Origin of the sequence: Streptomyces sp. NPDC020192 (assembly GCF_044388685.1) — a bacterium.
Taxonomy (GTDB): domain Bacteria; phylum Actinomycetota; class Actinomycetes; order Streptomycetales; family Streptomycetaceae; genus Streptomyces.
This window is the reverse complement of record NZ_JBIRXG010000005.1, coordinates 168,823-180,430: the sequence shown is the minus strand read 5'-3', so window position 1 is coordinate 180,430 and position 11,608 is coordinate 168,823. Positions and strand designations below refer to the sequence as shown.

Genomic DNA, 11,608 nt, shown 5'->3' with positions numbered 1-11,608 from the left:
GTGCGCGCTCCTTCCGAGACGGATCCCGGCATGGAGGCCCGCGGGCACCTACCTCCATGGAAACACTCACGCCCCGCCCCGCAACCCGGCCACCGGCGGCCGCCGTCCCCGAAAACGCGAGGCCCGTTGTCGTACGCCCCGGCACACTCGCACCATGGACATCCAGATCCGCCCCGCGGACCCCACCGAATACGACACCCTCGGCGAAATGACAGCCCAGGCCTATCTCCAGGACGGCCTGCTGGACTATGGCGAGAGCGACCCGTATCTGCCCGTGCTCAAGGATGTTGCCGCGCGTGCGGCCGCAGCCGAGGTCCTCGTCGCGACAGGGGGCGGACGGCTCGTCGGCGGCGTGACCTTCGTCCCGTCAGGCGGCCCCGTCGCCGACATCGCCGGCCCCGGCGAGGCCGAGATCAGGGCGCTCGCGGTCGTGTCCGACGCACGCGGCCGGGGCGCCGGCGAGGCCCTGGTCCGCGCCTGCATCGAACGCGCCCGCTCAACTGAGGGCTGCACAGCCGTCGTCCTGTCGAGCCAGCGCAGCATGCACACCGCCCACCGGCTCTACGAACGCCTCGGCTTCGTCCGTACACCGGACCGGGACTGGAATCCCGTGCCACACCTGGACGACATCACTCTCCTCACCTACGAGTTGACGCTCCGACACCACCGCGACACAACATCTGGGGGTGACACGACAACCCGGCACTAGATGTATGCTCATCCTCGCTGTCGCCGCAGGGGAATCCGGTGCGAATCCGGAACTGTCCCGCAACGGTGTACTTGTGCGTATCCGCGTACGAGAGTCAGTCCGAGGACCTGCCGGCAGCGCGCGCCCGGCCGTCCGGCTCGGGTGCCTCAGACGTCCGGGCCTCGTGGAGTGGGCTGGTGGACGCGACGCGTGCGCGCTCGTGGCTGCCCCCTGCCCTCCGCAAGGCCCCCGTGCCGAGCGAGGGAGAGCCCCACGTGACCATCGCGCCAGCAGATCCGGCTTCAGCCAGCGGCCTGGACACCGACGGTCCCGGTACCGCGTTGCTGCGGACCCTGACCGAGCTGACCGCCGACCTCCCCGACGCCGACCCCGGCCGGGTCGCCGCCGCCGCGTTGCGCGGCCGGTCCGCCCGCGCCGACGGGGCGGAGTTGCGCGAACTGGCCACCGAGGCCGCCGCCGGGCTCATCTCCGAGGACCCCGCCTACTCGCGGCTGGCCGCCCGGCTGCTGACCCTCTCGATCCGCGCCGAGGCCGCCTCGCAGGGCGTGACGACCTTCACCGGGTCCGTGGCCGTGGGGCACCGGGAGGGTCTCATCGCCGACCGCACCGCCGCGTTCGTACGGCTGCACGCCGAGCGGCTCGACGGGCTGGTCGACAGCGGCGCCGACGACCGCTTCGGGTACTTCGGTCTGCGCACGCTGCACAGCCGTTACCTGCTCCGGCACCCGATCACCCGCAAGGTCATCGAGACGCCCCAGCACTTCATGCTCCGGGTGGCGAGCGGACTGGCCGAGGACGACACGGCCCGCGCACTGGACGAGGTCGCCGCGCTCTACGGGCTCATGAGCCGCCTCGACTACCTGCCCTCCTCCCCCACGCTCTTCAACTCCGGTACGCGGCACCCCCAGATGTCGTCCTGCTACCTCCTCGACTCCCCGCTGGACGAGCTGGACTCCATCTACGACCGCTACCACCAGGTGGCCCGGCTCTCGAAGCACGCCGGTGGCATCGGGCTGTCGTACTCCCGGATCCGCAGCCGCGGTTCGCTGATCCGGGGCACCAACGGGCACTCCAACGGCATCGTGCCGTTCCTGAAGACCCTGGACGCCTCGGTGGCGGCCGTGAACCAGGGCGGCCGGCGCAAGGGTGCCGCGGCCGTCTACCTGGAGACCTGGCACTCCGACATCGAGGAGTTCCTGGAGCTGCGGGACAACACCGGTGAGGACGCCCGCCGTACGCACAACCTGAACCTCGCGCACTGGATCCCGGACGAGTTCATGCGCCGGGTCAACGCCGACGCGCAGTGGTCCCTCTTCTCCCCCGCCGACGTGCCGGAGCTGGTGGACCTGTGGGGCGAGGAGTTCGACGCCGCCTACCGCAAGGCGGAGGCCCAGGGCCTGGCGAAGAAGACCATCCCGGCCCGTGAGCTGTACGGCCGCATGATGCGCACCCTCGCGCAGACCGGCAACGGCTGGATGACCTTCAAGGACGCGGCCAACCGCACCGCCAACCAGACGGCCCTGCCGGGTCACGTGGTCCACTCCTCCAACCTCTGCACGGAGATCCTGGAGGTCACGGACGACGGCGAGACGGCGGTCTGCAACCTGGGGTCGGTCAACCTCGGTGCGTTCGTGACCGACGGTGACATCGACTGGGCGCGGCTGGACGAGACCGTCCGCACCGCCGTCACGTTCCTCGACCGGGTCGTGGACATCAACTTCTACCCGACCGAGCAGGCGGGCCGGTCGAACGCCAAGTGGCGGCCGGTCGGCCTCGGCGCGATGGGGCTCCAGGACGTCTTCTTCAAGCTGCGCCTGCCCTTCGACTCCCCCGAGGCCAAGGCCCTGTCCACGCGGATCGCCGAGCGGATCATGCTCGCCGCGTACGAGGCCTCCGCCGACCTCGCCGAGCGCAGCGGTCCGCTGCCGGCCTGGGAGAAGACCCGTACGGCCCAGGGTGTGCTGCACCCGGACCACTACGACGTCGAGCTGACCTGGCCCGAGCGGTGGGACGCGCTCCGCAGGCGCATCGCGTCCACCGGCATGCGCAACTCGCTGCTCCTCGCGATCGCGCCGACGGCGACCATCGCCTCCATCGCGGGCGTGTACGAGTGCATCGAGCCGCAGGTGTCGAACCTGTTCAAGCGCGAGACGCTGTCCGGTGAGTTCCTCCAGGTCAACTCGTACCTGGTGCAGGAGCTGAAGGACCTGGGCGTGTGGGACGCGCGCACCCGGGAGGCGCTGCGCGACTCCAACGGCTCGGTGCAGGGCTTCGCCTGGATCCCCGAGGAGGCGCGCGCGCTGTACCGCACGGCGTGGGAGATCCCGCAGCGCGGTCTGATCGACATGGCGGCGGCGCGGACCCCGTTCCTGGACCAGGCGCAGTCCCTGAACCTCTTCATGGAGACGCCGACGATCGGCAAGCTCTCCTCGATGTACGCGTACGCCTGGAAGTCGGGCCTGAAGACGACGTACTACCTGCGTTCGCGCCCGGCGACCCGGATCGCCCGTGCCGCACAGGCGCAGCCCCCGAAGACCATCCCCGTCCAGCAGGTCGCCGACCCCGACGCCGTCGCCTGCTCCCTTGAGAACCCCGAGTCCTGCGAGGCCTGCCAGTAATGAGTACCCGTAACACCAATCTCCTCGACCCAGGCTTCGAGCTGACCCTGCGCCCCATGCGCTACCCGGACTTCTACGAGCGCTACCGGGACGCGATCAAGAACACCTGGACCGTCGAGGAGGTCGACCTCCACTCGGACGTCGCCGACCTCGCGAAGCTGACGCCGGAGGAACACCACCTCATCGGCCGGCTGGTCGCCTTCTTCGCGACGGGTGACTCGATCGTCGCGAACAACCTGGTGCTGACGCTGTACAAGCACATCAACTCCCCCGAGGCGCGGCTGTATCTCTCGCGGCAGCTCTTCGAGGAGGCGGTGCACGTCCAGTTCTATCTGACCCTGCTGGACACCTACCTGCCCGACCCGGACGACCGGGCGGCGGCCTTCGCGGCCGTCGAGAACATCCCCTCGATCCGCGAGAAGGCCGGGTTCTGCTTCAAGTGGATCAACGAGGTCGAGAAGCTGGAGCGGCTGGAGACGAAGGCGGACCGCCGGCGCTTCCTGCTGAACCTGATCTGCTTCGCCGCGTGCATCGAGGGCCTGTTCTTCTACGGCGCCTTCGCGTACGTCTACTGGTTCCGCAGCCGGGGTCTGCTGCACGGCCTCGCCACCGGTACCAACTGGGTGTTCCGCGACGAGACCATGCACATGTCCTTCGCCTTCGACGTGGTCGACACCGTCCGCAAGGAGGAGCCGGACCTCTTCGACGACGAGCTCCAGCAGCAGGTCACCGACATGCTGGAGGAGGCCGTCGAGGCCGAGCTGCAGTTCGCGCGTGACCTGTGCGGCGACGGTCTGCCGGGCATGAACACCGAGTCGATGCGCCAGTACCTGGAGTGCGTCGCCGACCAGCGGCTCACCCGCCTCGGTTTCGCCCCGGTGTACGGCTCGGAGAACCCGTTCTCCTTCATGGAGCTGCAGGGCGTTCAGGAGCTGACGAACTTCTTCGAGCGCCGTCCGTCGGCGTACCAGGTCGCGGTCGAGGGCACCGTCGACCTGGACGAGGACTTCTGAGTCTCCCGACACCACCTACCGGCGCGCGTTCGGTGGCCAGGCGGCCTCACGAGCGCGCGCCGGTATCAGGTGCCTCCGTCTCACCATTCCGCGGGCCTGAGCAGCAGGTCGTGCGGGCGGAGCGTGATACCCACGCGGGTGGTGTCGTTCGACCCCGGGACCTGCTCGAGGCGGTACTTCGCGGAGACCGCCGCCGTGATCAGGGTCAGCTGGGTCATGGAGAAGTGGTCGCTGGGGCACTTGCGGTTGCCGTTGCTGAAGGGGCTCATCGCGTACTTCGGCACCTGCGTGGCCCGCTCCGGCAGCCACCGGTCGGGGTCGAAGTCGAGGTGGCGGTCGTAGGAACGGGCGTCACGCTGGATCGCGTACGGGCTGTAGACGATGTCCGCCCCGGCCGGAATGCGATAGCCGCCGAGTGAGGTGTCGGTCACCGCGCGCCGCGTCAATATCCATACGGCGGGCCGCAAGCGCATGGCCTCCGTGACGACATTGTTGGTGTGCGTGAGTGAGCGAACGTGCTCGAATCCGACCGGTCGGCCGCCGGTCACGGATTCGACCTCCGCCCGAACCCTCTCGGCGTGTTCCGGGTGTTCCGCGAGGACTTGGAGCAGCCACATGATCGTGGAGGCCACTGTTTCGCTGCCCGGGGTGAGTATCGCGACGACCTGGTCGTGGATCTCCTGTTCCCCGATGGGCTCGCCATTCTCGTCCTTCGCTTCCAGCAATGCCGTCAGCAAATCGTCCGGCTTTTGACCAGATGCCCTCCGCTCGGCGACGATCTCGTCGACCAGGAGATGCAAATCGGCCAGGGCCCGGTTGAATTCGCGGTTGGCCGGGAACGGCAGCCGGTACAGCGGTCCGAGCGGGACGACCATCCTGCGGTACATGCCGCGGAAGACGGTGGCGAGGTCCACGCTGAGCCGCTCGGCGCGCTCGTCCATGTACTCGCCGCGCAGCAGGCAGCGGGCGGCGATGCGGACGGCGACCCGGAAGGACTCCGAGGTGCACTCGACGGTCGAGCCGGGCGTCCAGCGCTCGGTCAGCGCGTGCGCCTCCTCCTCCATGATCGGCCCGTAGTGGGGGATGGCGTCCAGCCGGAACGCGGGCTGGATGGTGCGGCGCTGACGGCGGTGCCGGGGGCCGTTGGCGGTGGCCACGCCCTCCTTGCCGAGCAGCCCTTCGAGGGACTCCCACAGCGGGCCGTCGATCTTGAAGTCGGGGCTGAGCGCGAGCGCTCCGGTGAGCGCCGGCGTGGTGACGGCGTACACCGTCTTGGGGCCGAGCTTGAGGCGTACGACGTCGCCGTGGTCGCGCAGCCGGGCCATGAAGGCGAGCGGGTCGCGGACCAGTTTCAGGCCGTGACCCAGGCCCGGTACGGCGCCGCCCGCCAGGGGCGGTTCGCGCAGTTCGGTCGTCTCGGAGGTCACGGGCTTCACAGACTCGACGGTCATTTCTCACCTGCCGTTTCGTTCGTGACGTACGGGGGCGTGGACCGGTCGTCCCAGCTGTCGACCATGTAGCGGCCGGACTCGTGGTGGAACCAGTAGACGGAGCTGAACCAGTTCCGCATGTCGCCGACACAGGCGCGCACGGCGGTACCCAGTCGCTTTCCGCGAGCACTTCCCTCGGCGATTGCGTCGGCAAATTGCAGGGCTTCCCGTTCGGCCTCGAGGAAGTCCTGGATACATTCCTCGACGCGCCGCCTGACCTCGTCCACGGCTTCTTCGAGAGTCAGTCCCTCATGGGTGATGAGACTGATTCCGAGATTGTGGACCTCGTCGCCCGCTATTTCCTTGGGCAGCGAGCACAGGTCGTTGTACCAGGCGGCGAATTCCTGGGTCAGCAGCGCGGCCCGGCGATAGGCCGGGTTTTTCCGCACGGCATCGGGGAGTTCGCATCCGGCGCTGGGTTCGAGCAGGTCCGTCCATATCCAGTGGGCGAAGGTGTGCCGGCGCAGGGCGAGATATTCCTCGACCCCGGGTATGTATCCCGTGGTGCGGTTGCGGAATTCACGGTCGTAGGCCTCGATCACCGCGTGGAAGTGCCGGGCGAACCGCTGGTTCCAGGTGCGCGGCAGGAAGCCGTACAGCCGCAGCACGCTGTCCGCGAACCCCGCGACCAGCGGGTCGGGGTGGTGCAGATGATGCCTGGGCGCATCGAGGGCCGTGTGCAGGCGGTTCCTCAGCCGCCGCCAGTCGCCCGTCCGCCCGTGGACGATGTCACGGTCGTGGCGGTCGTCCCAGATGAAGAACCACGCGCTGTAGTCCGCGATGGCCTGCAGAACCTCGTCGGGGGCGTTGACGTAGAAGCCCGCCATCAGGTCGGTGTAGCACAGTCCGTCGGCATATTCCTGCACCTTGCCCTCGGGCATGAGCCGTTTTTCCAGCAGCCAGAGCCGTGTCATCTCCTGGAGCTGCGGCCAATACGGGTGCAGTTGCCGGGGAAAGGCGGACTCGATCACCAGGAGTGCCAGTGAGGGTGGTACTACGACCGCCGTCGGTGTCGCTGTGGTGCTGTGTGGGAAAGCTTGCACGAACAAACCCCTCTCAGCCGCCAGGAGCACACACCCCTCCCGTTGTGCCGGGCGTGCGCCGTTGCGTATCCCCGCACCCCCCATTCAGCACCACAACTGACCGATCTGGGAACGGATTTGCTCCCTTCACTACCCCAGGATGCCGAGAATCCCCCCTTGCGTGACCGGCCAAGGATCACTAGAGAGCCTGAAGCGATCGGTTGTACGACGCACGAATGAGCGAGTGCGGGCATACGAAGGGCGCCCGACCGGAGTGATCCGGGTCGGGCGCCCCAACGGCCCTGCAGTGCCTAGTCGTTGGCGACCACCGGGTAGCGTGGCTCGTTCTCGGCCATCTGCCGCAGCGCGTCCTTGCGGTCCCGCTTCGACAGCCGGTCGATGTACAGGTAGCCGTAGAGGTGGTCGGTCTCGTGCTGCAAACAGCGTGCGAAGTAGCCGGTGCCGCGGACCTTGACCGGGTTGCCCTTCTCGTCCCGGCCGGTCACCTCGGCGTAGTCGGTCCGGGCGAGCGGCGCGTAGGCACCGGGCACGGACAGGCAGCCCTCGTTACTGTCGTCCAGCATCCGCCGCTCGGCCGGCAGGTCGACGAGCTTCGGGTTGCACACCACGCCGACGTGCCGCTTGCCCTCGTCGTCCTGGCAGTCGTAGACGAAGACCTTCAGGTCGACACCGATCTGGTTGGCGGCCAGGCCCACGCCCTCGGCGGTGCGCTGGCTGGCGAACATGTCGGCGACGAGCTGCTGAAGCTCCTCGCCGAACTCGGTGACGTCCTTGCACTCCTTGTGCAGCACCGGGTTGCCCACGACCGTGATCGGCCGCGAGGTGCCGCGCTCACGCCAGGCCTTCTCGCGCTCCTCGCAGTCCTCCGTGTCGACGACGTACCCCTCGTCGTCCACGGGGAGCACGCCCACGTGCTGCTGATCGGTGTCCTGCTGGGCCATGACCGACGTACGCCTTCCTGCAAGCCTGGAAAATTCTGCTGGTACAGCCTAAAGCCGACCGGTCACCGTCGGCTCAGCACACCTCTTCGAGATCCCGCCAGTCCCTGGAGTCCGGGCTGTCCGCGACCCACCCGTCCAGCAGCCCCCGCACGAGGGAAGCCGGGGCCGCGACGCCACACTCCCGCTCCGGCACCCACAACTGCCCGTCCGTCCGATGCCCCAGCGGCCCGGGATGCCCCGGCTCACTGTGGTCGTGCGGGTCCAGGTGAACCCCTTCACCCTCGTCAGAGGGCATACGCGACTCCGAGCACATCCGGCACAGCAGCCTCACCGAGGAGGACCAGTCCTCCGCGGCGAACCCCGCGTCGGCGGCGAGCTGCTCCAGCGCGTCCCGGTCCGCCTCCGTGGCCGCCTCCAGCAGGACCACCCAGGTCGGCACGGGTGAGGGCGCCCACAGCTCGATCTCGTCGAAGACCGGGTAGGCATGGCCGGCGGACGTCGTGCGCTCGCCGTGCGGGACGCCGTCGTGCAGCACGACCTCGCCCCAGCGTCGCCCGGACGAGGGAAGCGGGATGGACAGCACCTCGATCCGCGCCGGGTCCAGCCTGCGGCCCCAGACGACCTCGGCCTCGCCCTCCGGGGAGAGCCGTACGGCCGCGCTGCCCAGCTCCATGCCGACCGGCTCGCCGGCCGCGGTGGTGCCCCCGGGCACCTTCAGCCCGTACGCCTGCCAGGCGCGGCGGGCCAGCGACCAGTCCTGCAGGGCGGTGGCGGCGATGCCGACGTTCCACCAGTCGGGCGTCCCGGTCTCCCGGTCGAGCAGGGCGACCGCCCTGAGACCGGCCGCGCGGGCCTGCTCCCAGTCATGCCGGAACTTGTGCAGCAGAGCGAGGTTGAACCAGGACTCCGACAGCCAGGGCTCCAGGTCGGCGGCCCGCGTCAGCAGCTCGCCCGCGTCCTCGTAGCGGCCGTCGCCGATGAGCGTGAACGCGCGGTCGGTGGCCTGCCGCCAGGAGGCGGAGGGCCGGTGCCGTCCCTTGCCGAAGATCCTCACGATTCCCGCCTGCCAGTTCCAGTTCCGCACAGTGGGCTGGCTTGTGCCCCCGGACACCCTCTCCCTCGCATCCAACCACGTGCGGTGGGAAAGGCGCTCATTACCCATGGGTTACCCAGCCGGGCGCGGGGTCAGACAGTGCCGTACGTCTCCCGTCGGCCTGCGCCGGGGCACTCTCCCGCCAGCCGCGCGGCCGGGCCAGCACCCGGGCGAGGGACTCGACGACCTCGGGGGCGTAGTCCCCGGCGGTACCGAGCCGCAGCTCCTCCAGCGCCCGCAGGGGGCCCTCGGGGCCGGCATCCCGGGTCAGCTCCTCGTAGGCGTTGACGGCCCGGACGATCCGGGCGGCGACCGGCTGTTCGCGGTAGCAGTCCGCCTGCCGCTCGACCACGACGGCGACGGCCGCGTCCACTCCGGTCTGCCGTACGACGGCCCCGCCGAGCAGCGCGATGCGCCGCTGTTCCTCGGGCGGCAGCGCGGCGGTGGCACCTGCCGGGACCGGGTCGACCAGGCTCAGCTGGCCGATGTCGTGCATGAGAGCCGCGTACTCCAGAACGGTCAGCTCACCTCCGGCGAGGCCCAGATCACGGCCGACGGCGAGGCTGAGCGTGGCGACGCGGCGGGCGTGGCCCGCGGGGGTGTACCCGGCTATCTCGGTGGCGCGGGCGAGGGAGGCGATGGTCTGCCGATAGGTGGCGCGCACGGCCGCGTACCGGCGGACGGAGAGCTGGGTGAGCAGCAGCGGCAGACAGAACACGGGCAGCGCCCACAGTCCGACGACGGCGACCGCGAGCGCCATCACGGCGCCGGTCGCGCCGACGGCGGAGCCGATGCCGAGCAGCCCGCGCAGCTCCTCACGCAGCCGCGGGCCGAACGGCCAGCGGGTGCGGGCGTGCGCGAGGGCGGCGGCCAGCACGGCGTCGCACAGTCCGGTGAGGCCGAGCAGGGCGATCAGGAGCAGGGCGTAGGCGGGGCCGGCCCAGGAGGCGAACAGGCCCTCGTTGCAGAGGGGTTGGAAGCAGACGGCGGTGAAGCCGATGGCGAGGACGCGGCGGGCGAGGTGGTCGAGGGTGGGGGTGCGGCCGGACCAGATGTGCGGAACGGCGCCGAGCACGGCGGCGGCGAGGGCGACGGTGACGACCTGGGCGGCGTGATGGTGGGTGGGCCGCCCCGCGTCGGCGCCGAGCAGGGCGTACGCCAGCGAACCGGCGGCGGCGAGCGGCGCGGCCTGGCGTGCCTCGGCGTCGCTCCACCGGGTCAGCTCGCCGACGGCTATGAGCACGCCGAAGGCGAGCGCGATCCCCCGGTCCGCGAGGCCGGTCCCGAGGGTGACGGCGAGGCAGCCGGCCGCGGAGACCGCCGCGGCGCCGTAGATCAGCGGCAGGGCGGTCACTGGGGCGTCCCCTTGCTGGGGACCTGCGGCTGGGATGCCGCCCTGTGCGGGGGTTCGTCGGCGGTGACCGCGGGATGCCAGCCCTGCCGGTGCAGCGCGCGGGCCAGCGCGCCGACCATCCGGGGGTCGAACTGGGCGCCCGCGCAGCGCTCCAGCTCGGCGAGGGCCGTCGCGACGGGCCGGGCCCGGCTGTAGGAGCGGGTCGAGGTCATCGCGTCGAAGGCGTCGGCGACGGCGACGACCCGGGCGCACTCGGGGATCCGGTCCCCGGCCAGGCCGTACGGGTAGCCGCTGCCGTCGAGGCGTTCGTGGTGGTGCAGGATCGCGGTGCGGGCCTCGCCGAGGAAGGAGATCCCGCGGACCATCTCATGGCCGTACTCGGGGTGCAGCTCGATGATCCGGCGTTCCTCGGGGGTGAGCGGGCCGTCCTTGCGCAGCAGCCGGGTGGGGACGCCGAGCTTGCCGACGTCGTGCAGGATGCCGGCGAAACGGAGCACCTCGACGCGTTCGTCGTCCATGCCGAGTTCGCGGGCGATCAGTACGGAGGCCTGGCCGACGCGTTCGCTGTGACCACGGGTGTAGCCGTCCTTGATGTCGACGGCCTGGACGAGGGCGCGGATGGTGGCCTGGTGGGCGGCGCGCTGCCGGTGGTACTGGGCGAAGACCCACCAGGAGACGTACATCGGCAGCAGCACGAGCAGCGCGGCGACCGGGCCGTACGGGCTGCGCCACAGCACGGCCATCATCAGCCCGGCGAGTCCGTGCACGGCGACCGGCGCGAGCGTGCGGGACAGCAGCCCGCGCCAGGCCCGGCGCAGCGGCACCCGCTCGGTGACCGCCAGGATGCCGCCGTCGAGGGCGGTAAGGATCAGGCAGAAGGCGAGGACGGCCGCGCCGGCGGGCAGCAGGGCGTAGGGGAAGTCGGAGCCGACGACGGCGTCCCGGCCGCCGAGCGTCCAGTGCACGGTGGCCGCGCCCCACACGGCGAGCGCGGGCTGCGCGGCCCGCCACACCCGCCTGAGCAGCGCGGGCCGCTGCTCGACCGGGCAGAGCAGGGCGGCGGGCAGCGGGACGAGCGCGGCGGCAGGCGGGGGCAGCAGGAACGCGCCGGCGAGCAGCACGGGGTGGAAGGTGCCGCCGAAGCGACGCCGTACGACGTACTCGCAGGCGGCGTAGAGCGCGGCGAGCAGGCCGAGCGCCCACCAGGGGGTGCGGAGCGTCGGCAGCGGCAGCAGACAGAGCAACGCCAGAACGGCGACAGCGGCCACATAGCCGCGTGCTCTCGCCGGAACCGTCTCCATCACGCCCCTCCCCGACCACGCCTGCCCAGGCTGGGAGCGTAGGGCG

General features: G+C 70.5%; 9 protein-coding genes and 1 riboswitch. Of the genes, 3 read left to right on the top strand and 6 right to left on the bottom strand.

The features are described from left to right. The first annotated feature begins 154 nt into the window (after positions 1-154). From ACH47Z_RS12660 to ACH47Z_RS12650, 3 genes are all read left to right on the top strand, one after another. Positions 155-709, top strand: coding sequence for a GNAT family N-acetyltransferase (locus ACH47Z_RS12660; RefSeq protein WP_399073211.1), 555 nt, complete (start codon positions 155-157; stop codon positions 707-709). Between the two features lies 1 nt (position 710). Beyond that, positions 711-839: riboswitch (cobalamin riboswitch) on the top strand. A gap of 124 nt (positions 840-963) precedes the next feature. Further along, positions 964-3,327 (top strand): ribonucleoside-diphosphate reductase subunit alpha, encoded by a 2,364-nt coding sequence (locus ACH47Z_RS12655; protein WP_399073210.1) that lies wholly within the window; start codon positions 964-966, stop codon positions 3,325-3,327. Continuing rightward, positions 3,327-4,340 carry a ribonucleotide-diphosphate reductase subunit beta gene (locus tag ACH47Z_RS12650; protein WP_399073209.1) on the top strand — a complete coding sequence of 338 codons (1,014 nt, stop codon included), beginning with the start codon at positions 3,327-3,329 and terminating at the stop codon, positions 4,338-4,340. Before ACH47Z_RS12655 ends, ACH47Z_RS12650 begins: the two co-directional genes overlap by 1 nt. Before the next feature lie 80 nt (positions 4,341-4,420). On the opposite strand, the gene ACH47Z_RS12645 is transcribed toward ACH47Z_RS12650, so the two are convergent. From ACH47Z_RS12645 to ACH47Z_RS12620, 6 genes are all read right to left on the bottom strand, one after another. Next, positions 4,421-5,791 (bottom strand): cytochrome P450, encoded by a 1,371-nt coding sequence (locus ACH47Z_RS12645; protein WP_399073208.1) that lies wholly within the window; start codon positions 5,789-5,791, stop codon positions 4,421-4,423. Further along, positions 5,788-6,873, bottom strand: a complete 1,086-nt coding sequence (gene cyc1 / locus ACH47Z_RS12640) for an epi-isozizaene synthase (RefSeq protein WP_399073207.1) — start codon at positions 6,871-6,873, stop codon at positions 5,788-5,790. The genes ACH47Z_RS12645 and cyc1 overlap by 4 nt, the downstream gene beginning before the upstream one ends. Positions 6,874-7,163: 290 nt before the next feature. After that, positions 7,164-7,814: a peptide deformylase gene (def, locus tag ACH47Z_RS12635; protein WP_399073206.1), complete on the bottom strand. Its 651-nt coding sequence runs from the start codon at positions 7,812-7,814 to the stop codon at positions 7,164-7,166. 73 nt (positions 7,815-7,887) lie between these two features. Continuing rightward, positions 7,888-8,868 carry a tetratricopeptide repeat protein gene (locus ACH47Z_RS12630; protein WP_399073205.1) on the bottom strand — a complete coding sequence of 327 codons (981 nt, stop codon included), beginning with the start codon at positions 8,866-8,868 and terminating at the stop codon, positions 7,888-7,890. Positions 8,869-8,968: 100 nt separating this feature from the next. Continuing rightward, entirely contained in the window at positions 8,969-10,261 is a 1,293-nt protein-coding gene (locus ACH47Z_RS12625; RefSeq protein WP_399073204.1) for an HD-GYP domain-containing protein, read from the bottom strand. Continuing rightward, the gene (locus ACH47Z_RS12620; protein WP_399073203.1) at positions 10,258-11,562 is read right to left on the bottom strand and encodes an HD-GYP domain-containing protein; all 1,305 of its coding nucleotides are present in this window, start codon (positions 11,560-11,562) and stop codon (positions 10,258-10,260) included. Before ACH47Z_RS12620 ends, ACH47Z_RS12625 begins: the two co-directional genes overlap by 4 nt. Between the last annotated feature and the right edge of the window lie 46 nt (positions 11,563-11,608).

Excerpts from the sequence above, each read along its gene's own strand:
- def (WP_399073206.1), bottom strand. The coding sequence starts at position 7,814 with ATGGCCCAGCAGGACACCGATCAGCAGCACGTGGGCGTGCTCCCCGTG.
- ACH47Z_RS12650 (WP_399073209.1), top strand. The coding sequence starts at position 3,327 with ATGAGTACCCGTAACACCAATCTCCTCGACCCAGGCTTCGAGCTGACC.
- ACH47Z_RS12660 (WP_399073211.1), top strand. The coding sequence starts at position 155 with ATGGACATCCAGATCCGCCCCGCGGACCCCACCGAATACGACACCCTC.
- ACH47Z_RS12645 (WP_399073208.1), bottom strand. The coding sequence starts at position 5,791 with ATGACCGTCGAGTCTGTGAAGCCCGTGACCTCCGAGACGACCGAACTG.
- ACH47Z_RS12620 (WP_399073203.1), bottom strand. The coding sequence starts at position 11,562 with ATGGAGACGGTTCCGGCGAGAGCACGCGGCTATGTGGCCGCTGTCGCC.